13 protein-coding genes and 1 tRNA gene are annotated in these 22,622 nt (G+C 61.5%); 5 read left to right on the forward strand and 9 right to left on the reverse strand.

Features of this window, described 5'->3' with window-relative positions:
- Positions 1–511: 511 nt before the first annotated feature.
- The 4 genes from AADW23_RS03790 to AADW23_RS03805 all read right to left on the reverse strand — a co-directional run bounded on the left by AADW23_RS03790 (position 512) and on the right by AADW23_RS03805 (position 7,350).
- On the reverse strand, positions 512–1,687 hold the full coding sequence (locus AADW23_RS03790; RefSeq protein WP_341863201.1) for a DUF6538 domain-containing protein: 1,176 nt from the start codon (positions 1,685–1,687) through the stop codon (positions 512–514).
- A 63-nt stretch (positions 1,688–1,750) separates the two neighbouring features.
- Positions 1,751–1,837, reverse strand: a tRNA-Leu gene (locus AADW23_RS03795).
- A 42-nt stretch (positions 1,838–1,879) separates the two neighbouring features.
- Entirely contained in the window at positions 1,880–5,500 is a 3,621-nt protein-coding gene (locus AADW23_RS03800; protein ID WP_341863202.1) for a translocation/assembly module TamB domain-containing protein, read from the reverse strand.
- Complete coding sequence (locus AADW23_RS03805) at positions 5,497–7,350, reverse strand: autotransporter assembly complex family protein (protein ID WP_341863203.1); 1,854 nt, start codon at positions 7,348–7,350, stop codon at positions 5,497–5,499. Before AADW23_RS03805 ends, AADW23_RS03800 begins: the two co-directional genes overlap by 4 nt.
- A gap of 102 nt (positions 7,351–7,452) precedes the next feature.
- Between AADW23_RS03805 and AADW23_RS03810 the strand changes: the two genes are divergently transcribed.
- Positions 7,453–8,436, forward strand: coding sequence for a complex I NDUFA9 subunit family protein (locus AADW23_RS03810; RefSeq protein ID WP_341863204.1), 984 nt, complete (start codon positions 7,453–7,455; stop codon positions 8,434–8,436).
- A 6-nt stretch (positions 8,437–8,442) separates the two neighbouring features.
- On the opposite strand, the gene AADW23_RS03815 is transcribed toward AADW23_RS03810, so the two are convergent.
- Complete coding sequence (locus AADW23_RS03815; protein ID WP_341863205.1) at positions 8,443–9,246, reverse strand: undecaprenyl-diphosphate phosphatase; 804 nt, start codon at positions 9,244–9,246, stop codon at positions 8,443–8,445.
- 204 nt (positions 9,247–9,450) lie between these two features.
- Between AADW23_RS03815 and AADW23_RS03820 the strand changes: the two genes are divergently transcribed.
- From AADW23_RS03820 to gltB, 4 genes are all read left to right on the forward strand, one after another.
- Positions 9,451–10,887 (forward strand): NAD(P)-dependent oxidoreductase, encoded by a 1,437-nt coding sequence (locus tag AADW23_RS03820; RefSeq protein WP_341863206.1) that lies wholly within the window; start codon positions 9,451–9,453, stop codon positions 10,885–10,887.
- 137 nt (positions 10,888–11,024) lie between these two features.
- Positions 11,025–11,765 (forward strand): hypothetical protein, encoded by a 741-nt coding sequence (locus AADW23_RS03825; protein ID WP_341863207.1) that lies wholly within the window; start codon positions 11,025–11,027, stop codon positions 11,763–11,765.
- 3 nt (positions 11,766–11,768) lie between these two features.
- On the forward strand, positions 11,769–12,422 hold the full coding sequence (locus tag AADW23_RS03830) for a DUF4328 domain-containing protein (protein ID WP_341863208.1): 654 nt from the start codon (positions 11,769–11,771) through the stop codon (positions 12,420–12,422).
- 11 nt (positions 12,423–12,433) lie between these two features.
- The gene (gene gltB / locus AADW23_RS03835; RefSeq protein ID WP_341863209.1) at positions 12,434–16,969 is read left to right on the forward strand and encodes a glutamate synthase large subunit; all 4,536 of its coding nucleotides are present in this window, start codon (positions 12,434–12,436) and stop codon (positions 16,967–16,969) included.
- Positions 16,970–17,316: 347 nt separating this feature from the next.
- Here the strand turns inward: gltB and serB are convergent, their stop codons facing one another.
- The 4 genes from serB to AADW23_RS03855 form a co-directional block, all read right to left on the reverse strand.
- Positions 17,317–18,192 (reverse strand): phosphoserine phosphatase SerB, encoded by an 876-nt coding sequence (gene serB, locus AADW23_RS03840; protein ID WP_341863210.1) that lies wholly within the window; start codon positions 18,190–18,192, stop codon positions 17,317–17,319.
- 135 nt (positions 18,193–18,327) lie between these two features.
- Complete coding sequence (locus tag AADW23_RS03845) at positions 18,328–19,380, reverse strand: lipocalin-like domain-containing protein (RefSeq protein ID WP_341863211.1); 1,053 nt, start codon at positions 19,378–19,380, stop codon at positions 18,328–18,330.
- Complete coding sequence (locus AADW23_RS03850) at positions 19,380–21,770, reverse strand: ABC transporter permease (protein WP_341863212.1); 2,391 nt, start codon at positions 21,768–21,770, stop codon at positions 19,380–19,382. The genes AADW23_RS03845 and AADW23_RS03850 overlap by 1 nt, the downstream gene beginning before the upstream one ends.
- Before the next feature lie 3 nt (positions 21,771–21,773).
- Positions 21,774–22,442 (reverse strand): ABC transporter ATP-binding protein, encoded by a 669-nt coding sequence (locus AADW23_RS03855; protein WP_341863213.1) that lies wholly within the window; start codon positions 22,440–22,442, stop codon positions 21,774–21,776.
- Between the last annotated feature and the right edge of the window lie 180 nt (positions 22,443–22,622).

Below are 22,622 nucleotides of genomic sequence, written 5' to 3' on the forward strand. Positions count from 1 at the left end.
CTAGGTATCACCTAAGGTTACTCCCCATAGGGGGACCCGTAAGAGATAGCTCCTGTGATGTCCGGTCCCTCCACCCTTCAACTTCCCTCTTCCTCGCCCTCCCGGCGTGTTTTCATGACGCACATCTGAGAGGTCTACCGATAAGGGACGTGACCGCGTTTTCCCCCGTGGTGGGGTGGGGCTGCGGGGCGCTGTAGGCTTGCCCTAGGAGGCATGGGCTATGCTGATGTGGAGAGGGTGTGCCCCCGGGAAGCTCAGGCGATGCCTCTCGTAGCCCCTCAGGGACCGCATAGGGCACCGTAGACCAAACCGTAGACCAACTGGTGCCTCTTGACTGGGTCTCTCCTCTACCGCTACCCCTTGCTACGTTGAAGGGAGACCCTGTCAGGGTGCCTGTAACGGGAACACAACCAAGAGATGGATGATCTCCTGGGCACCATTCCCTACAGTTAACCTACTGTTTCCCTTCAGTTTTCACTACTGAACGCTGGAGGCGTAGACCATGCTGGAGCTACGTTGCCGCTTTCATCCATTTGGCTAACACCTCAAGCGGGTATCCATCCCCGTAGCCATGTCCAACACCCTCGGTCTGCCATCCCCCGATCTGGTCTACGATGTCCGCAGGACACTCAACGGCCCGCAGCCTGTCACGCATCGAGTGGCGGAAGCTGTGCATCGTACATTTCTGGGGGACCTGTGGTTTCATCCATTTGTTCAATGCAGCGCTCGCTGAGTTAGCGTTGGTCTTGTTGGGGCTGCAGTATCGCGGGAAGGCGAAGTCGCTCTGAGTAACGCTCTTGTGGACCCTATGCGCAGCCCAGAGTGCCGCTCCCACCAGTGGGACCATTCGAGTGCTTCCAGCGGTCTTCAGACGCCGCCATGGATGCTCTTGAACGACAATGTGAGGGATGGGGTGGTCGAGTTTGATGTCCTCCTTCAAGAGACCAGCTACCTCTGCAAGCCGCATTCCGGTGTCAGACGCGATGGCGACAAGCCAGCGGAGATCGTCGTCCAGCTTCCGGCACTCAGCCTGAAGGGATCGGACTACCTCGAGTGGAAGCGCTGCACGGCTTGTGACCCCTGCGTTCCGATCATAGTACACCTTGCCGAACGGGTTGGTCATTTCGACCCCGACCTCACTTGCAGCGAAGTTGATCACTGACCGAACTGTCCCGAAGACGCGTGTGATACTGCTGCCCGCGAGCCCACGCTTGATCAGATCGTCGCGGAAGGCGTTGGCGTCAGACTTGGTGTACGAGGTGATGTCCTTGTCGCCACACACATCAATAACGTAGCCACAGGAGCGCTCAGCGGCCCTCTGGAAGGTGACTGGACGTCCCTGCCCCTTGAGCCGCAAGTAGATGCGTACCGCTTCAGAAAGGCTTATCGCGTCATGGACGACGTCTCTGGCGACCATGGCCACGCCTGATGGTGGATGGCTTTGACGACGCAGCAGGTGCATTCCCGGGAGATCAACGTCACGTATGCGCAGGTGATACCAGTGTTCGTCTAGTTGTTGCGCGGCACGTTGCGCTCGCGAAGCGGCCACGGCACCCGACTTCGTGCGAAGCGAATACATGATCCTGCTAGCGTTGTAGTGGTGTGAAAGATCACTCGGGACCCGTCGTGAGAAGTAGTAGATGCCCAGCTTTACAAATGTGTAAGGGGCAGTTTTGGTCTCCAGCATGGTCTACGCCTCCAGCGTTCAGTAGTGAAAACTGAAGGGAAACAGTAGGTTAACTGTAGGGAATGGTGCCCAGGAGAGGACTCGAACCTCCACATCGTTGCCAATACTAGCACCTGAAGCTAGCGCGTCTACCAATTCCGCCACCTGGGCAGGTGTCGTGAGAGCGGCTGATATAGGCGCTTTGCCGGGGCGTCAATAGTCCTGCTCGAAGAAGATGCCGATCGAGCTATTTCCTTCCGATCCGACAGACCCGCGAGCGGTAATATTCGGGGTCAGATCAATGTTCAGGGATAGGTCCGCGTCGCCCTCGGCGTTAACGGTCACGTCGGTGTACACATTGTCGGACAGATAGCGCCCAGCGGTCACGGCTGCGTTGCCTTCGTCGTCCGTGCTCAGGTCCAGATCGTCGAGGCCAAGCCCCTCTCTCAGGCCGGCGATAAAGCCTGCGTTGGTAGACCCTCCCGCCAGCGAGGTAGCAGCATCGGCCAGTTGCAGAAGCTGCAACGGTGACAGGCCCGCGACAGAGCGCCCGAACAGAAGCTGCGCAAGGACCTCATCCTCGGGCAGAGACGGGCTGGAGGAGAATGTTATTTCCGGGCTGGAGGCTTCGCCAATCACGCTGATGGTGATCTCGTACCCGCTGGCGCGAGACGTGGCCGCAAGGCGCAGAAAAGGGTCAAAACTGCCTTGAAGGGTCGCAAAGCCTTCGGTGAAGTCCAGCCGCGTTCCCAGAACGGACAGCCGCCCTCGGATAAGTTCAAACTGTCCCGTGGGGATCATGTTGGCGGTTGTGCCCAGCAACCGCAAAGAGCCGCCAAATTCCGCATCAATGCCACGGCCGCGCAGGAAGATGCGCCCCGGTGCGTTAATCGCCAGGTCCAGGCGGGTGGTGACGCTGCCGCTGGCGCTATCGGCGGCCGTTCCGAGCATTCCTGCAAATCGTCGGGTCAAGCGTTGCTCGGTTGTCTCTCCGACAAAGGTGATCTCGGGGATGGCGGCACTGCCGTAGATGCTCGCTTCGGGTACCCTTATCTCTGATTCGCCAAGGGTCACGGTGCCGCTGACCTGTGGTCCCCGGGCGAGGGGGCCGGAAATGCTAAGGTCGGCGCTGGTGATCCGCGCCTCATAAAGCGTTGAATTGACGATCCGGGCGTCGCGCAGGCCGATGGAGATCTGGCCGTCCATCCCGGCGCTTGCCAAATTGATCGACCCTTGCGCATTCAGTTGCCCACCGGTGGAAAGCGTGCCGCTTCCGTTGATCGAAAGCTGCCCGCGGGAAAGCTGCCCGGAGACGCCTACATTCTCGACCGCGATGGCGTAGGTCGGCGCAGACACCCGGGCGCCACTGATGTTGAGCGAGCCCGACACCGCGCCAAGGCCCGGTTGTCCTACGACAGACAGGTTGAACCCCAACGTGCCCCGGATCGAGCGGGGGGCGATGTAGCGGTTCGCCAGGGCCAACGGCGCTTGGCCCGAGGCGGTTAGATCAACGCTGCCATCGGGCAGGCCGACGCGCCCATTCACGGCGGCGTTCATCGCGCCGGGGCCGCTCAGGTTCGTGCTCAATTGCCAAGGGTCTGTGCCATTGCGGGTAATCGTCCCCGTGCCGCTGACCGGACCTGAGAGGGCATCGGTGAACAAGCCAATGTTTGTCAGGCGCGCGGCAATATTGGCTCGGCTGGAGTCCGGCCCGATGCGGGCATCGCCGGACAGGCTCAGTTCGGGATTGGAGAGCGTCAGGTCCGAAACGGTGATGACCCCGTCTTCGCGCATGGCAGTGGCCGTCAGCGCCGTGCGTCCGGCAAAAAGCTGTGATGGGACGGCGTCACCAAGGTTCAACCCTTCGGCGGAGGCATCAAGATCAAGCGCGAAATCCGTGGTATCGGCGTTGAAGGTGCCGGCGACATCGGCCCGGATCGCGTTTGGCCCGGTCAATGTGGCGGTCACATCGAAGGGCAAGGTGCCGCTTCGCGCCACATCGGCGGTGATCGTGACGGGGCCGGACATCAGGTCAGTAAACAGGCCCACGTTCTGAAGCTGGAAACGGGTCGTGGCCGAGGTATCGCCCGAGCTTAGGTCAGCCGCTCCGGTCAGGCTCAATTCCGCATTTTCGAGACTAAGATCACGCAAGGACAGTCCGGTTTCGTCCCGTGTCACTTGCGCTGACAACAGCGTTTCGCCTGCAAAAACCTGCGCCGGCACGGCGTCGGTCAGGATCAGGTCCTGCCCGGTGCCACTGATCGCCAGGTCAAAGGCGCCAGACAGCGCCTCGGCGGTGCCCGACAAGCCCAGATCTACGGCGCCTTCCAGGGGCTGCCCAGACAGCGCGGCAAATCGGGTCAGATCGCTGGCCATGGCCGACAGATCAAGCACCATATCAAGACGCTCTTCCCCCGTTCGGGCCGAGGCGCTGCCGGTCAACGTCACGTCGCCGGATCGGATGTTCAGGCCCGAAACGATCATCGGCGCGCCGTTGACCCAAGACATCTGTGCGTCCAGATCAACGCGGCTTCCCAAGGCCTGCGCCAAGGCAGGGTCACCGTGGCTCAGGCCGGCCATCGTGCCGCGGATCACCGCGGTCGCAGCATCTATCCCGGTGGCCGAAATTCCGACAGCGCCTTGAAGGTCCAGTGAAGTGTCTTCGATGGCCAGATCGTCCACCGACAATGCATCGAGGTCCAGCCGCAGGCGATAGCTGTCCCCTTCTTCGCGGTCGTAGATGATAGCGAGTCCGGCGCGGGCGATTTGGGCATCAACGCCGCCGATAGGCAAGCGGACCGTATCGCCATCGGGTGGGGTGATTTGCCCAAGCAAAGAGACATCCACCGGCAGGCCCCGGGCATTCAAGGTCACATCGCCCTGAAGGGTCAGCGCGGCAGAGGTAAGGCGCAGCGCCTCGAGCGATGTTTCCCCCGTAGCTGCCTGCCGCACCTGTGCCTGAAGCTGGACGTCATCGCCAAAGAAGTCGCGGTAATCAGGCAGCAATAGCGGAGAGATATCGCCGCCAATATCCGCCACGATCAAACTGTCACCGCTTTCTCCAACCGAGGAGATTACCTGCCCGGTGATCCGGTCTTCGCCGTCCGTGGCAAGCTCGATCTGAGCGGCGAATTCATCGACGGGACCGCTTCCCTCAATCGCCAACCGAATGTCCGGGCGGCCCGGAAGACCCAATAGCTCTGCCACAAGACCGCCTTCGGCTTCTTCCAGCAGAAGCGAAAGATCCAACACACGGGTGGCGTTGTCATAGCTTGCATCAAGGACGAATTGCCCCTCGGCCCCATCAAGGCGATCAAAGGTAATCTGCGCCTCGCCCGCGCCATGGGCGAGCAATACATTGCCTTCCACGGTAAGGGTGGCGGGCAGTCCAATTACAGGCGTGCCAAGGACAACCTCTTCGATCGCAATCGTGCCAATTTCGACCCGAACAGGCAGTTCAGGCAAGGAAAAGGGCTGTGCTTCGGTATCTTCGAGACCTAGGCCTTCGGGGGGTAGCGGCGGACGTACGACCTCCAGCCGCGCCGCGGTCAGGGCCTCTACCTCCAACGCGCCAGAGAAGAGCGCGGAGCGGTTCCAGTCGAGAACGGCGTCCTCCAGAATCAGCCATACGCCATCAGCATCGGAAATTGTCATCCGCTCTAACGTGGCCTCAGACGACAACGCGCCGCGGAAGCCGGTGATCGTCACTTGGCGGTCGTCGCCGTCGGACAACTGGTTTTCCAGAAACCGAGACAAAGCCGTGCCGCCGTCGTTCTGTGCAACCGCAATCACAGGGAAAAGGGCAAGGCATAGGGTCAGCAGAAATCGGGTCAAAACGCGTGTCCGATGCCGATGTAGATGAACAGGTCTTCGCCCACGCCATCGCCGCGCACCGGCGTTGCCAGATCCGCGCGGATCGGGCCGAAGGGCGTGTCATACCGCGCCCCGATACCTGCGCCCGCGTGCCAATCGCCGTTTCCGCCCGTCGCGTCGGCGCCGATAAAACCCGCATCCGCGAAGGCCACGAGGCCGAAATTCGTATCGCCGATGTCCTGTCGGAACTCGGTGGACAGGCCTGCAAAGCTGCGCCCGCCCGCATCAAGGCCATTTTGCGTGGCCCCCAGGGATTGGAACTCTTGCCCGCGAACGGTGCCTGCACCGCCCGAGAAGAACAGGAAGTTGGGCGGAATGTCGGTGATGTCACCGCCAAAAACACTCCCTACCTGCCCGCGCAGAGCAAGACGGCTGGCGTTGTCTTCGCCAAAGCCCACATAGACACGACCGTCCAGATACACCCGCGCGCCGCCGCTGTCTTGGTCCGTGATGAACGGGGTGGCGGAGCCGTCGATGTAGAACAGTTCCCGCGCGTCCATCGGGTCATCGCGGCGGTCCCACGTGAGGCCCACGGGGGCGGATAGGATAGTAACCTGACGCTCACCGAACTGGTCCTCGATATCATAATAATCCAGCCCAAGCCCAAGCGATCCGGTCAGGCGACGGTTGAAATTATGCTCCACCCCGAATTCCGCGCCCACCGTAGTGAGAGAGAAGGCGGGTTCATCAAGATACTCGGCCCCCACTCCGAAATAAGCGGTGGTATCGGGTGTAAACGTCGCGGGCCGCGAGAACCGAAGCCCGACCGAGGCGTCGATGCCCTCTACCTCTTCCATACTTCCGAACGCCAACCCTTCCGAGCCGATGCCGCTGATTTCCCCTTCGATCCGCAGTCTTTCGGCGCCGCCAAAGAGATTGCGGTGCAACCAATATGCGCTCAGCGCGGCGCCGTCGTCGGTGGAAATCTCTGCCCCGAAACCAAAGCGGCGCGGCTCGTTTTCCACCAGCGTTGCCTCGATGTTCATCACGCCATCGGGGCCGACCTCACCTTCCTGCAGGGCAATGGCCGAAAAGACACCGGTGTCCTGCAAGCGATCTTCCACCCGATCAAGCGTTTCGGGAGAGAAGGTTTCCCCCTGCGGCAGGCCCGCGATGGCAAGGATACGTTCAACCCGCATCCGGTCCTGGCCTTGGGGTTGCAGCGTGCCGAACTGCACAACCTGACCGGGGGCAATGCGCACGCGTACGTCCAGAATCGCCTCGCGGCTGCGGGCGGTGATCTGCTGACCTGCAACCTCGGCTGTGGCATAGCCAACCGCGCGCCAAGCGCCGATAGCAGCGGTCGCCGTGTTTTGCAGCAACGCGGTAGAGGCGGCGCCGCCGGGGCGGAATTCGTCAGGCAGTTCAGTGTCGCGGGCAAGGGGGCCAATCTCTGCAGTGCCAAGCTGAAACGCCGGACCGGGATCAACGCGGATGGTGATCTGGTTGATCGACCTTGGAGCGCCAAACGGCGAAATGCGCGCGACTTCTCGGCCATCGGCGTCGATGCGCACGACCGGGGTGAAGTAACCGACGTTGTACAGCGCGGCCACGATACGCCCATAATCTGCACGGGCGGCAGCAATCAAATCTTGGGCGGCGCGCGGTTCTTCCGTTTCTTGCAACAGAAGCGAAGAGGCCCGAAGGCGATCTTGCAAATCCTCGTCCAGACCCGGCGCGTTCAACTGGATATCCTGCGCCCGCGCCGCGCCCGCGAACGCGACGATTGCACACAGAAAAGCGATGGAAATTCGGCTGCCCATAAGATTCTCGTACGATCCTTCAGGGTAGAACGCCAGCCGATAAGACATAGTTCCACCCCACTCGGCGGAAAGTTGAGACCTTTTGCGCCTTGCCGCATATCGGGCGGCCACGTATCACCACTTCTGAGACGCGAATGAAGGAGCCTGACCATGGCTAAACTCGTCACCATTTTCGGCGGTTCCGGTTTTGTCGGCCGCTATATCGCCCGCCGCATGGCCAAAGACGGCTGGCGCGTGCGCGTTGCGGTGCGCCGCCCAAATGAGGCCCTGTTTGTGAAGCCCTACGGGGTTGTCGGACAGGTGGAGCCGATCCTTGCAAATATCCGCGATGAAGCCAGCGTGCGCGCGGCGATCCGTGGCGCTGATGCCGTGGTCAATTGTGTCGGCACATTTGACGTTGGCGGCAAGAACAACTTCCAAGCGGTGCAGAACGAGGGCGCAGCGCTCGTGTCCCGTGTCGCTGCGGAAGAGGGTGCTACGTCCCTCGTTCATATCTCGGCCATTGGCGCAGATGCAGAAGGCGAAAGCCTGTATGCGCAGTCCAAAGGCGAAGGCGAAGCCGCCGTGCTGGAGGCGTTCCCGAGCGCGATGATCCTGCGGCCGTCGGTCATTTTCGGGCCAGAGGATGCGTTCTTCAACCGCTTTGCCGCCATGTCGCGCAATACACCGGTTCTGCCCATCGCAGGGGCAGACACGAGATTCCAGCCGGTCTATGTGGACGACGTCGCCCAAGCTGCCGTTCTGGGTGCGAAAGGTGAAGCTACCGGCACGTTTGAACTTGGCGGACCCGAGACGGCAACCTTCCGCGAGCTGATTGAAAAGATGCTGGACGTGGTGCGCCGCCGCCGCTTGATCGTTAATATCCCGTTCTTTGTGGCCGGAATCATGGGCGCTGTATTCGACTTCGGGTCGAAGATGACGGGCGGGCTCTTCCGTAACAGCATTCTGACCCGCGATCAGGTGCGTAGCTTACAGACGGATTCCGTTGTGGCTGACGATGCGCAAACGCTGGCCGATTTAGACATTCACGCGACTTCGATGGACGTTGTGCTAGAGGAATACCTTTGGCCCTACCGTCCCTCGGGTCAGTTCTCGGACATCAAGGACAGCGCCAAGAACCTGCGGGAAACCTAAGCGTTTTCAGCTATACGCGATAAACAGCAACACCACGCCCAGGATCACACGATAGATCACATAGGGCGTGAAGCTGACACTGCGCAGAAGTTTGAACATCAACACCAGCGCCCCAAGCGCCGCGACGAAAGACAGCGCCGCGGCGATGGCCCCGTCACGAGCGGTTTGCGCGTCTGCGGTGGCGATCACCTCGGCGCCCGCAAAGACGCCCGAGGCGATGATCGTGGGGATCGACATCAGCATCGCCACCCGCGCCGCACTTTCGCGATCATAGCCCAGATACCGTGCCGCCGTGATGGTGATGCCGGACCGCGATGTGCCGGGGATCAATGCAATGGCCTGCCACAGACCCATGATGATGGCGTCGCGTAAGTTCCAGTCTTCGCTACGCTTTTCGTGGCTGCCCTTCTGGTCGGCCCAATACAGCACGAGGCCGAAAATCAGCATGGTCCAGCCGATCACCGCGACGGAGCGGAGGCTGTCGTAAATGCCGGTAATCTCCAAAAACAGGCCAAACAAGATCACCGGCACCGTCGCGATCACCAGCAAGAATGCCAACTTCGCGCCGGGCGTGTCGATGCGCCCGGTCAAAAGGCGTGGTGTGCCCAGAATGGCGGCTTTCACGTCTTGCCAGAAGTAGAGGATCACGGCCCCCAAAGTGCCCACATGCACCGCCACATCAATGGCCTTCCCCTGATCTTCGGTTCCAAGAAGATTCGGCAAGAGAATCAGGTGACCCGACGACGAAATGGGCAAAAATTCAGTGATGCCTTGGATAAGGGCGAGGAGAAAGAGGATGTAGAGGCTCATGATGCGTCTCTGTGTGAGTTTTTTAACATATTGAAAATAAACCACTAATATGTAGATAGGTAAATCATTCTGACATATTTGCGACTTATTGACCGTGCTCAGAAGTTGTTTTTCGCGCAACACCTCAATTTAGGTCAGCACTGCTGTCTTTTTATCCCGAAAAACCCCCGCTATACGGGCCTTCCAATCGACGGAGGAAGCGTTGTGGCTAAGCAACCCATGTTGAAGTTCGTGACCGTAGACAAGGAAATGCCTCAAAAGCGGGAAGCGGACCAGCGGAAAGAAGATTTTGCCGAGATTTACGGCGAGTATGCGACTGCGAAAGCAGCGGAGCAGGCCGGGCGCTGTAGTCAGTGCGGCGTGCCCTATTGCCAGACCCATTGTCCCTTGCACAACAACATCCCCGATTGGCTGAAGCTGACGGCGGAAGGGCGATTGCGGGAGGCGTATGACATCTCGCAGGCGACAAATACCTTCCCCGAGATCTGCGGCCGCATCTGCCCGCAGGATCGTCTGTGCGAAGGCAATTGCGTGATTGAACAATCCGGTCACGGCACTGTCACCATCGGTTCGGTCGAGAAATATATCACCGATACCGCATGGGATAACGGCTGGGTCATGCCCATCGCGCCTGCGGTGGAACTGTCTGAATCCGTTGGGATTATCGGCGCGGGCCCCGGTGGCTTGGCTGCCGCCGACATGCTGCGCCGCGCGGGTTTGCAGGTGACGGTTTACGATCGCTACGACCGCTCCGGCGGCTTGATGATGTACGGCATCCCCGGCTTCAAACTGGAGAAGGACGTGGTCATGCGTCGCAACCAGTTGCTGGAAGACGGCGGCGTGAAGTTCGTGCTGAACTGCAACGTAGGCGACGATATCACCTTCGCGGAAATCCGTGAGAAGCACGACTTTGTGGTCATCGCCACGGGCGTCTATAAGTCTCGTGAGTTGGATGGCCCCGGTTCCGGCAGCACCGGCATTATTCGCGCGTTGGATTACCTAACTGCTTCAAATCGCAAATCTTTTGGCGATGCTGTGCCCGAGTTTGATAGCGGCGAACTCAGCGCCGAAGGCAAGCGCGTGGTCGTGATCGGCGGCGGCGATACGGCGATGGATTGCGTGCGTACCGCGACGCGGCAGGGGGCCACCTCGGTCAGATGCCTGTACCGCCGGGACGAGGCCAACATGCCCGGTTCTATGCGCGAAGTGCAGAACGCCAAGGAAGAAGGCGTTGATTTCGTTTGGCTTACCGCGCCCAAGGGCTTCAGCGATCATGTCGGTGCCGTTAATGGCGTGATGGTCCAGAAAATGCGCCTTGGTGCGCCGGATCAGACGGGCCGTCAGAGCCCTGAAGTCATTGAAAACGCTGACTATGTTGAAGACGCGGATATGGTTATCAAGGCGCTTGGATTCTCGCCCGAGGATGTCCCGACCCTATGGGACGCGCCCGAGCTGGAAGTGACCCGTTGGGGCACCGTGAAGGCGAACCACAGGCATGAAACCGTGCTGCCGAACGTCTTTGCCGTCGGCGATATCGTCCGCGGCGCGAGCCTTGTGGTTTGGGCAATTCGCGATGGTCGAGAGGCTGCCGAAGCAATCCTGGAGCGTGTTCACACCGGGGCCAAGGTCGCCGCGGAATGACGCCAACAGGTATATCAATGGTATATCAATCGGGATTTTGAGTTCGATGCGCCCGCCCTCAGATCGGCACCACGTATATCAATGGTATATCAATTTATCTGCCCAAGATGACCAACAAAGACAGAAAGACTGACCTGATGCCCGCCAATCGTTACCAAATGCTTAACACCGCCCTAGCGTTCGCGTTTTGCGCAACGCCCGTGACGGCGCAAAGCGTTAACGAAGGCTTTCCGGTGCCTGATGGATGTACGGCGTTTCTGACGGTGCAATCTCGGTCCTGTTTGATCGCGCATTATTGGACCTGCGAAATGGACCCGGAGGGGACCCATTGGCGGGTGACGTTGGATCAGGAAGGCGCGTTCTACCTGAGCTATACGGACCGGGAGTTTCGCTGGTTGCGGGCGTTCAATCTGCGCAGCGGGTCGTCGGATACGTTGATCGAGCCGGAAGAGGACCCGGCCTCGATGTCGGAATTGTTGGAAACGGGCCGCGACACGATGGTGTTCTCGGTGCGCGAAGAACGGGCCGAGGGCGTGTTTCAGCGCGATTACACCGGCTTCGACGCGCTGACCGGCGCTGAGGTTACCGTGGACGGCGAAGATCTTTTGGTCACGGAATTCGCCTACCAATGGCAGACCGAAGCTGGCCCGAGAGAAACCGAGGGCAGCCAGTTCGTGAGCCGCCGCCTTGGCCTGTTTTTCGGCGGGTTAGAGACTGTTACAACGCCCTCAGGCGAGGTCCGCGAAGGCAATTACAGCCCGATGGAATTCGCCGAGCCCGGAGAGCCGGGGTTCCTTTCAACGGAGCCGCAATACGACTGCGGCGACGTGATGAGCGGGCTGCGCAATGACGCAATCGTTCTACCGGCGAGGTTCTAAGCGATGAGTCTACCCTACGACCTGAGCAAAACCGGAAACGCCGCCGCGATGTTCTTGCTGCTTTACTGCGTCGCAGAGCTCGCCATGCTGTGGCATTATTCGACTCTGTTTGGCTTCTACGCGTTGATCGACACCGGAAACCTGAGCCAGATTGAGATGGATCAGGCAGCCGCCGACGTGGACACGACCGGGGCGGCGATTGGCGCGTTGTTCTTGCTGGCGATGTTGGGTTCATACATCGCTTCGGGCATGTGGATTTACCGCGCGGCGGCCAATGCGCAGGCAATTGCCCCGGCCGAGGGGCGGATCACGCCGGGCTGGTCCATTGGCTGGTTCTTTGTGCCGTTCGCAAACCTCGTGATGCCATTCCGGGCAATGCGACAGACGTGGAACGGATTGCATGGGAACCCATCGCTCACCGACGGGATGCCCGGTTGGACGCTGATCTGGTGGCTTGCGTGGTTGTTGGGAAATTCCCTTGCGACGGCGGCGATGCGGATCAACTTGAGCGCCGATTCCATTGCGGATTTCCGACTGTCTACGCAGATCGACGTGGCCTCCAGCATCATCGCAATCGGCACTGCACTGCTGTTTAGACACCTAATTCTTCAATTGACCCGCGTTTCTGCGCAGGCCTCTGCAAGCTCTCAATCCTGAGGAGGATGACCATGACCCAATATGATCAAGCCTGGGCCGCCGCCGAAGAGGCGAAGCGCAAATGGATGGAAGAAAATGGCATGTTCCGCGAGGAAGACGAGCATTCGTCTTGCGGCGTGGGACTGGTGGTTTCGGTCGACGGAAAGGCCTCTCGTTCAGTGGTGGAGGCGGGCATCACCGCGTTGAAAGCGATCTGGCACCGGGGCGCGGTGGATGCTGATGGCAAAACCGGCGACGGCGCGGGTATTCACGTGCAAATCCCCTACAAGTTCTTTGCAGAGCAAGTGAAACGCACCGGCCACGAGATGCGCGACGAGCTGATGGCGGTGGGCCAGGTGTTCCTGCCGCGCAGCGATTTTGGCGCACAGGAAGTGTGTCGGACGATCGTGGAATCCGAAGTGCTGCGGATGGGGTATTACATCTACGGCTGGCGCCATGTGCCGGTGGATGTGCTGTGCCTGGGTGAAAAAGCCAACGCGACCCGGCCCGAGATCGAGCAGATCATCATCTCGAACGCGAAGGGCGTCGACGAAGAGACGTTTGAGCGTGAATTGTACGTGATCCGCCGCCGGATCGAGAAGGCCGCCGCCGCCGCGGGTATCCGCGAGCTGTATCTGTGTTCGCTGTCGTGCCGGTCCATTATCTACAAGGGCATGATGCTGGCCGAGCAGGTGGCCGAGTTCTATCCCGACCTACAGGATGAGCGGTTTGAGAGCGCATTCGCGATCTATCACCAGCGCTATTCCACCAACACCTTCCCGCAGTGGTGGTTGGCTCAGCCGTTCCGCATGTTGGCCCATAACGGCGAAATCAACACGCTGAAGGGCAACCTCAACTGGATGAAATCCCACGAAATCCGCATGGCGAGCGGGTTCTTTGGCGACATGGCGGAAGACATCAAGCCGATCGTTGCCGGCGGGTCGAGCGACTCGGCCGCGCTGGATGCGGTGTTTGAAGTGATGGTCCGCGCCGGCCGTTCCGCGCCGATGGCCAAGACCATGCTGGTGCCCGAGGCGTGGAGCCAGACAGCGACGGAACTGCCGAAGCCGTGGCTGGACATGTATTCCTACTGCAACTCGGTCATGGAGCCGTGGGACGGCCCCGCCGCCCTGGCGATGACCGACGGTCGTTGGGTCTGTGCCGGTCTGGACCGGAGCGGCCTGCGCCCGATGCGCTATGTCGTGACCGGTGACGGCTTGCTGATTGCCGGATCGGAAACCGGTATGGTGCCTGTGGATGACGCCAATGTTGTCGAAAAGGGCGCCCTTGGACCCGGCCAGATGATTGCCGTGGACATGCAGGAAAAGGCACTGTTCCACGACGCAGAGATCAAGGACGCGCTGGCCGCGAGCCGCGATTTTGGTGCTTGGGTGGACCGGATTACCGACCTTGAAAAAGAGACCAGAGGCTTGACGGAACAGGCTCTGTTCAGCGGTGCAGAGTTGCGCAAACGCCAGGTTGCGGCGGGCTACAGCATCGAAGAGGTGGAGCAGATCCTCGCGCCGATGGCGGAGGACGCGAAAGAAGCGCTCGCCTCCATGGGGGACGACACGCCAAGCGCGGTTCTGTCGTCGCAGTATCGGCCTTTGTCCCATTACTTCCGGCAGAACTTCAGCCAAGTCACGAACCCGCCGATCGACAGCTTGCGCGAATACCGGGTGATGTCCCTGAAGACACGCTTCGGGAACCTGAAGAACGTGCTGGACGAAGATAGCTCGCAGACAGAAATCCTCGTGCTGGACAGCCCCTTCGTGGCCAATGCCCAGTTCGACAAGATGGTGGGCTATTTCGGCGAAAACGTCGTGACGCTGGATTGTACCTTTGATGCGGGCGGCAAAGCTGGCGCGTTGCGCGAAGGGCTGGAGCGGTTGCGCGCCGAGGCGGAAGACGCCGTGCGGTCCGGGGCGGGGCATATTGTGCTGACGGACCAAGGCCAAGGCGAAGGCCGCGTTGCGATGCCGATGATCCTGGCGACCAGCGCCGTGCATTCGGGGCTGACCAAGAAAGGTCTGCGGACGTTCTGCTCGCTCAACGTGCGGTCGGCTGAATGTATCGACCCCCATTACTTCGCGGTTCTGGTGGGCTGTGGCGCGACCACGGTGAACGCCTATCTGGCGCAAGACAGCATCGCCGACCGGATCGACCGGGGCCTGTTGGACGGCACCCTGACCGAGGCGATGGCCCGCTACCGCGCGGCCATTGATGCGGGTCTGTTGAAGATCATGGGCAAGATGGGGATCAGCGTGATTTCCAGCTATCGCGGGGGCCTCAACTTCGAGGCGGTGGGCCTGTCGCGCGCCATGGTGGCGGAATATTTCCCCGGCATGTTGAGCCGCATCAGCGGTATCGGCGTTAGCGGTCTGCAAACGAAGGTGGAAGAAGTCCACACCAAGGGCTTCTTGCGCGGCGAAAGCGTGCTGCCGATTGGCGGCTTCTACAAGGCGCGTCGCTCGGGCGAGACTCACGCTTGGCAGGCGACCAACATGCATATGATGCAGGAAGCCTGTAACCGCGCCTCTTACGGGTTGTGGAAGCAATATTCTGCGGCGATGCGAAAAAACCCGCCGATCCATTTGCGTGACCTGATGGATATCAAGCCGATGGGGGCGCCGGTCCCGATTGAGGAAGTGGAAAGCATCACCGCGATCCGGAAGCGTTTTGTGACGCCGGGGATGTCTCTGGGCGCCTTGTCGCCCGAGGCGCACAAGACCCTGAACGTGGCCATGAACCGGATTGGCGCGAAGTCTGACAGCGGCGAAGGCGGCGAAGATCCGGCGCATTTCGTGCCAGAGGCCAATGGCGACAACCCAAGCGCAAAGATCAAGCAGGTGGCTTCCGGGCGTTTCGGCGTGACGGCGGAATATCTGAACCAATGTGAAGAATTGGAGATCAAGGTCGCCCAGGGTGCCAAGCCCGGCGAAGGGGGGCAGCTGCCCGGCATGAAGGTGACCGACCTGATTGCCCGTCTGCGCCATTCCACCCCCGGCGTGATGCTGATTTCACCGCCGCCGCACCACGATATCTACTCGATCGAGGATCTGGCGCAGCTGATCTATGACCTCAAACAGATCAACCCGCGCTGTAAGGTGACGGTGAAGCTGGTGGCGTCGTCTGGCGTTGGAACGATCGCGGCGGGCGTGGCGAAGGCCAAGGCCGATGTGATCCTTGTGTCCGGCCACAACGGCGGCACGGGGGCGTCGCCTGCGACCTCGATCAAATACGCGGGTCTGCCTTGGGAAATGGGTCTGACCGAGGCGCATCAGGTTTTGGCCATGAACAACCTGAGGGGCCGTGTGACCCTGCGGACCGATGGTGGCCTGCGCACGGGCCGTGACATTGTCATGGCAGCGATGATGGGGGCCGAGGAATACGGCATCGGCACCGCCGCGTTGATCGCGATGGGCTGTATCATGGTGCGTCAGTGCCAATCCAACACCTGCCCCGTGGGCGTATGTACCCAGGACGAGGCATTGCGCGACAAGTTCACCGGGAACGCCGATAAGGTCGTGAACCTGATCACCTTCTACGCCGAGGAGGTGCGCGAAATTCTGGCGTCGATCGGCGCACGATCCCTGGATGAGGTCATTGGCCGGGCGGATCTGCTATCGCAGGTGTCGCGTGGGGCGGCGCATCTGGATGATCTGGACCTGAACCCGATGCTGATCACCGTCGATGGCGCGGATCGGATCGTTTACGACCGCAACAAGCCGCGCAATGCGGTGCCCGATACGCTGGATGCGCAGATCGTCAAGGATGCCCATCGCTTCCTGGAAGACGGCGAGAAGATGCAGCTTTCCTACGCGGTGCAAAACACGCTGCGCACGATTGGTACGCGGACGTCGTCGCACATCGTGAAGAATTTCGGGATGCGCAACGATCTGCAACCGGATCATCTGACGGTGAAGCTGAGAGGTAGCGCCGGGCAATCTCTTGGGGCCTTTGCGGCGCCGGGGCTGAAGCTGGAGGTTTCTGGCGACAGCAACGACTACGTCGGCAAGGGCCTGTCGGGGGGCACGATTGTGGTGCGTCCACCGATGGCATCGGGGCTGGTGGCGTCGGCCAACGTTATCATCGGCAACACGGTGCTTTATGGCGCGACGGATGGCTATTTGTTCGCTGCTGGCCGTGCCGGAGAGCGTTTCGCGGTGCGCAACTCGGGCGCAAAAACGGTGATCGAGGGCTGTGGATCGAACGGTTGTGAATACATGACCGGCGGCGTTGTGGTGATCCTCGGATCGATCAGCGCCAACTTCGGCGCGGGCATGACCGGTGGCATGGCGTATCTGTATGACCCTGACGGCGATGCCATGCCGCAGATGAACATGGAAACGCTGGTGACGTGCCCGGTCACGGTCGACCATTGGGAAGCGCAATTGCGCGGCTTGGTGGAGCGGCACGCGGAAGAGACCAACAGCATGAAGGCCCGAGATATCCTGCAACATTGGGAAATCGAGCGCGCCAACTTCGTGCAGGTCTGCCCGAAAGAGATGCTGGACAAGATCCCCGTTGGATTGGGGATTGAGGAAACGGCTGTTCCGGCGGAGTGATTTCCGCCGGGGCCCCGGCATTACGGCAAGGGGGCTCTCCCGCCCAGACGACGAAAGCAGAGCTTTCGCGACTGGTTTGGGCGTGGCGCGCGGGGCGCGAGCCTGAAGGCTCGCACGTCCGCGCGGGGGCGATCTACCGAGCGCAGGGGCGCACGATGCCGGGCTGAGGATTACGCACTAACAGGCGGGTTTGGGTCTGTATTCAGGGAATGGATTTTGCTGAGAGGCCGTTTGCGGGCAGGTCTGCCACAAACAGGCCTGTGCAAGGGTTGGGGCGAGTCGCGGGCCGCCTCAAGGACAAGCGGCCAAGGCCGTCGGCTGCGCCGATCCTTGACCCGTCCCCCGACTCACGCGGTGACGAAATCGGACTTGGCGTAGCCTTGGATGAACAGAAGCGACGTCAGGTCGCCGTGGTTTATGCGGTGTTTCGCCTGTTCCTGCACGGTGGGTTTGGCGTGGAGGGCAACGCCCGTGCCCGCCAATTGCAGCATCCCCAGATCATTGGCGCCGTCACCCACGGCGATCACCTCAGCGGGTTGGATGTTGAGGGTCTTGGTGATGCGATTGAGCGCCTCGACCTTGGCTTCACGGCCAAGGATGGGGCGGGTGACATCGCCGGTTAGCGTGCCGTTTTCCGCAAGCAGCGTGTTGGCGTGGTGTTCATCGAAACCCAGTTTCGCCGTGATGGCCTGGGTGAAGGCAGTGAATCCGCCGGAGACCAAAGCACAGTGAGCGCCGTTGGCTTTCATCGTGGCCAGCAACGTCGGCCCGCCGGGCATCAGGGTGATGCGCTTTTCCAGAACGGTTGCAATCGTCGCTTCGGGCAGGCCCTTCAGCAGGCCGACGCGTTCCAGCAGCGCTTCCTCAAAATCTAGCTCGCCGTTCATGGCACGGGCCGTTATCTCCGCGACCCGTGTGCCGACGCCTGCTTCATCCGCCAGCTCGTCGATGCATTCCTGCTGGATCATCGTGCTGTCCATGTCGGCCAGCAACATCTTGCGCTTCCGGTCGCCCGCCTTTTGCCACACCATATCGACGCCTTCAGCGCTGAGGCTTTCCCAAACGGTCTGGATGTTGCGAGGGATTTTCGGGGCGTCAAACTCGGCGCAATGGTTGGGATCGAGCCAGGTTGCCGCGCCCCCGCCCATGGCATTACGGAGGTTCGCCACCAGGTTCGTGTCGAGATACATGGCGTGGTTTGTCATGAGAGTGACGGTGAACATTGGCGGTGGGCTCCACAAAATTTTCGGCACAATAAAGCGCGGGGGCGTGATGGGCCAGTGCTTACCGTCGCTGCTGGGGTCGTTGTGGGGGACGGTGATACTGCTAAGGTCTCTATGCCTCAGGTTAGAGCCGGATTACTCATATCCCGTCATCTCCAGATACCCCCGGCCTGCGTGGGTGCCGGTGAATGAAATCGGCCCCTCCCAATAGGGAAAGGACGTGTCCATCCAGCTATTGGGGTTGAGGGCAATCGTGGTGATGTCGATGCCCTGTTCAGGAAACTGAAGCCGCCATTCTGTCGGGATATCGCGGCCCTCCGCGCCGCTTACGGCCAGCGGCGTGAGCGTGACAGCGCCGTCGCCATAGGCTTGCGTCGTGCCATCGGCGGCGATGTAGGTGGCCGAGGTGAAGGGCGCGCCCGCCGTATCGCGCAAAGCGAAGGCCATCAGCCGCGCGCCGTCGGGGAGTTGCAGGGAAAACCACTCCCACCCCGTTTGGCTGTCGGAGAGCGGTTGTGACGACCACTCACGATCCAACCAGGCATCGCCGGTGACCGCCACGGGGCCGGAAGGCAGGGTGAGGGTGCCGGTGACGTTGTAGAAGGGTTGCGAGTAATAGTAGCTCGCCTGCCCCTCGGCGCTTTTGACCGAGAAGCCATCGGCGCCGTGGAAGATCAGCGGACCGTCGGCTTCCAACGCCAGATCGTACGCGAAATCCGTGCCCCGCGCGGTGAGGGACAGCGCATCAAGGGCGTCGCCGGAAGTGGCGGCGGAGACCATCTGCCAATCGTCAATGAAGGCTCTGAACGGCGCGGTAGACACTCCTGCTTGCCCAATGCCGCCGCGCCCAAGGCGCTCTGCGCTATAGTGGGCGTCCGGCGTGGTCAGGCCCGCGTGGCCCATGAGCAATTGCGGTGCGGTCCAGTCGGTGGACGTGTCTGGCGACAGGGCCGAGCGAAACAGCGTCCATTGGATGCCGTAATCGGTGCCGTCGGCCCCTTGCAGGGTGGCCGTTAGATACCACCATTCGATCCGGTAATCGGGGTGGGGGCCGTGGTCTGCGGGGAAGGAGAACGTCGGGTTCGGGCTGGGAACGGCAAAGCCCTCGGCCGCGGTGCCGAGGCCCGCGAAGCCTTGGCCATGAAGCGGAGAGGTCAGGAAAAGCAAAGCGAGGAGAGGGCGGATCATCAGCGTTCCTGTGCGAAAACTTGGGTGAGCCGCGCGGGCGGTATCCGGGCAAGTCGAAGGGTCGGGCCAAGGGCCGCGAGGCCGGCGGCGAGCAGAGCCAAGAGGCCGAGGATCAGCCAATCGCCGGGGAACACGCGCATGGGTAAGCGCCAGCCAAACGCCTCCACATTTACCAAGGCGAGCAGTACCCATGCCAACGCAAGGCCCACGGGCAGGGCCGCCAGAAAGGTGATTGCAGCCAGGATCAGGCTCCGCGCCATTTCCACCCAAGCAAGTTGCGCCCGGGACGCGCCGATGGCCCAGATCGGGGCCAATTGCGGCAAGCGCAAGTTGGCCAAGGTCAGCAAGCTGGTCAGCAGGGCGATGCCCGCTACGCCCAAGGTCAGCACGTTCAGCGCTCCGGTCACGCGAAAGGTTTGGTCGAACACCGCGACAGAGAAGGCCTTCACCTGCGCTTGGTTGGTCACGGCGTCGGGGGGAAGGCCGAAGTCCTCTCGCAGTCGTGTGGCCAATGCCGGGGCCGCTTCCGGGGCAATGCGGATGGCAAAGCGACGGGCCTGCAGGTTTGGAAACATCTCTGACAGGCGGGTCAGAGACACAATTGCTTGCCCGCTGGGGTTGCCGTAGTCGGAATATACCCCCACGATCGGCAAGCCGCCTGCGATGTCTACGGTGTCCCCAACCGACAAGCCTTCACGGCGGGCCATTTGTTCATTCACCAAGATCGCATCGCCCGTTGCGAGTTGCCCCCAAGGGTCCGCGGCTTGCGACAAAAACGGCCAAGCGGCGCGGTAGGTGGCATGGTCGACGACGCCAAACAGTTCGGCCGGTTGGTCGAACAGGCGCAGGGGGGTGGAGACGATTGGCAAGATCGCGTCCACCTCGGGGGCGAGGGCGGTCATGAGGATCTGCGCCTCGTCCGAGGTGGCGGCGGTCACGTAAAGCTCGGACGCGAGCCGTTGATCGAGCCAGCCGAGGAACGTCGCGCGGAACGAGCCGACCATGGTAGAGACCCCGATATTGGCCGACAGCGCCAGCAGCAGCGCCATAAGCGCCAGCGACAGGTCGGGAATTTGCTGGCGCGTGTCGGCCACGACCCATTCCGTGAAAGCGCCCTTCGGCCGGATCAACGACAGCGCCCCGGTCATTAAAGCTGGCAACGCCAGCGCCGCGCCGATCAGCAAGCACGCCAAGCAGCCGAAGGCTGCGATGAGCCCCGCGCCCGACAGGGCCAGCGCGCCCGACAGGGCGAATAGCCCGAGCGCCGCGAGGGCCTGCAAGCGGATCATCCGGCCCGACGCCTGCGCCCAAGCCCGCGGCATCGCGGGCGCCAGAAGCGGCATCCGAGCCGTGCGGATCATCGCCTGAATCGCCGCGGCGGCGGTGCCAATGAAGGTAATGAATAGACCCAAAAGTGCCCAATAGGGACTGAACTGAAGCACGCCCGCGATCTCGGCGCCGTAAAGCCCTCGCAGGGTACCGGCAACGCCGGGCATCAGGCTGGCAGCAACCACATAGCCCATCGCCACGCCGATCACTCCGGCCAAAAGCGCGATCACGGCAAGCTCCAGTGACAGCGCCAAAAGGATCGTGCGAAGCGGTGTGCCCAAGGCTCGCAAGGTCCGCACGATGGCACGGCGCTGTTCAAACGCCAGCCCAATCGCGGCGTGGACGATGAACAGCCCAACCCCAAATGACAGGAAGCCGAAAGCCGTCAAGTTCAGGTGAAAACTATCGGTCAGCCGCGCGATATCACCGCCATTATCAGGTGCGCGAAGGATTAGCGTTGTGGCCTCAGCCAAGGGGGGCAAACCAAGGGGCTGGACCGGGTTCACAAGCAGATATGACGGCCCTGTTTGGCCCAACAGCCGCGCGGCGGTCGAGATATCGGTAATCGCGGCGGCGGGGGGCACCGTTTCGCTGAACTGGATCGGCGGAAGATCGGCCGGAAGCGGGCCGTTGGCCGTCGCCTCCCCCATCAAAAGCACACCCGGCGCGGTGAAGAATCCGACAAGATCCAGGTCGCCGTCCAAGGCAGGGCCCTGTGCATCGGGTGGCAGAGTCAACGGATCAATCCCCAGCAGGCGCAACCTGCCATTGGCGTCCCTCACCTCGCCCGAGATCACCGGAGACACGAGGTATCCCGCCGCGCGAAGGGCGACATACTCGGCAGGGTCAATCGGCTGCCCATTGGGGCGCTCCAACCGGGCGATCTGATCTTGCCCAAGGGTGGCGGCGGCCCGGTCATAGGCGCTTCGCGCCTCGGCATTGATGGCTTGCACGCCGGACCAAAGGGCGGTCGCCAAGGCCAGCCCAAGAGCCAGCATCGCGAATTGGCCGGGGTGGCGGCGCCAATGGGAAATCAGGCTCAAAAGGGCGGTGTAGAGCATGTTCTAGCCGCCCAACCCACCACGAGACAGATGCACGCGCCGCCCCAAACGATCCGCCAGCCGGGGGGAGTGGGTGACCATCAAAAGCCCCGCGCCGGTTTCGGCCACCAGCTCTAGCAGCAGGGTCAAAACGCGATCGCCGGTTTCCTCATCAAGGTTGCCGGTCGGCTCATCGGCCAGCAAAAGCGCAGGCCGAGGGGCAAGGGCACGGGCAATGGCGACGCGCTGCTGCTGGCCGCCCGAAAGCTGTTCCGGGTAGCGCGACAGCAAGGCGCTCAGCCCCAAACGTTCTGCCAGATCAGCGGCAAAAGCCTTGTCATGGCGCCCCGCCAGACGCGCCTGAAGCGCGATATTCGCCCCGACCGATAGCGAGGGTACAAGGTTGAACTGCTGGAAGATCAGCCCGATGCGCATCCGCCGCACATGGGCACGGGCCGCGTCGTCAAGCTGTCCAATGTCCTGGCCGTCCAGAACGACCGCTCCGCTATCGGGTTGGTCAAGGCCGCCGGACAGATGCAGCAGGGTGGATTTGCCCGATCCGCTTTCCCCGGTCAGCGCCAGCGTTTCCCGCGCACTCAAGGTGACAGATACCCCATCAAGCACCCGTAAGGGGCCGTTATCCGAGGGGTAGGTTTTGCGAATGTCACGCAAATCAAGCAAAGGCGTTTCCATGGGCGAAGATGTAGCAGGCAGCGGCGGCACGAACACCCCCCCCCGCGCGCATCTCGGGTGCGCCGCCCGTTGATATGCCCCAAAGTAGCGCAACGACGGATGCAACGCAGATCACAGATGGGGATGCGCCTGTTTCAACGGCGTATGGCGCGGCGGACGTGCACGAGGTTGCCTTTGGGT

It is taken from the genome of Gymnodinialimonas sp. 57CJ19 (genome assembly GCF_038396845.1).
Taxonomy (GTDB): domain Bacteria; phylum Pseudomonadota; class Alphaproteobacteria; order Rhodobacterales; family Rhodobacteraceae; genus Gymnodinialimonas.

Bases quoted from the DNA above. Each gene is read 5' to 3' on its own strand.
- AADW23_RS03810 (WP_341863204.1), top strand. From the start codon at position 7,453: ATGGCTAAACTCGTCACCATTTTCGGCGGTTCCGGTTTTGTCGGCCGC.
- AADW23_RS03830 (WP_341863208.1), top strand. From the start codon at position 11,769: ATGAGTCTACCCTACGACCTGAGCAAAACCGGAAACGCCGCCGCGATG.
- AADW23_RS03815 (WP_341863205.1), bottom strand. From the start codon at position 9,246: ATGAGCCTCTACATCCTCTTTCTCCTCGCCCTTATCCAAGGCATCACT.
- AADW23_RS03805 (WP_341863203.1), bottom strand. From the start codon at position 7,350: ATGTCTTATCGGCTGGCGTTCTACCCTGAAGGATCGTACGAGAATCTT.
- AADW23_RS03825 (WP_341863207.1), top strand. From the start codon at position 11,025: ATGCCCGCCAATCGTTACCAAATGCTTAACACCGCCCTAGCGTTCGCG.
- AADW23_RS03855 (WP_341863213.1), bottom strand. From the start codon at position 22,442: ATGGAAACGCCTTTGCTTGATTTGCGTGACATTCGCAAAACCTACCCC.
- AADW23_RS03850 (WP_341863212.1), bottom strand. From the start codon at position 21,770: ATGCTCTACACCGCCCTTTTGAGCCTGATTTCCCATTGGCGCCGCCAC.
- serB (WP_341863210.1), bottom strand. From the start codon at position 18,192: ATGTTCACCGTCACTCTCATGACAAACCACGCCATGTATCTCGACACG.
- gltB (WP_341863209.1), top strand. From the start codon at position 12,434: ATGACCCAATATGATCAAGCCTGGGCCGCCGCCGAAGAGGCGAAGCGC.
- AADW23_RS03845 (WP_341863211.1), bottom strand. From the start codon at position 19,380: ATGATCCGCCCTCTCCTCGCTTTGCTTTTCCTGACCTCTCCGCTTCAT.
- AADW23_RS03790 (WP_341863201.1), bottom strand. From the start codon at position 1,687: ATGCTGGAGACCAAAACTGCCCCTTACACATTTGTAAAGCTGGGCATC.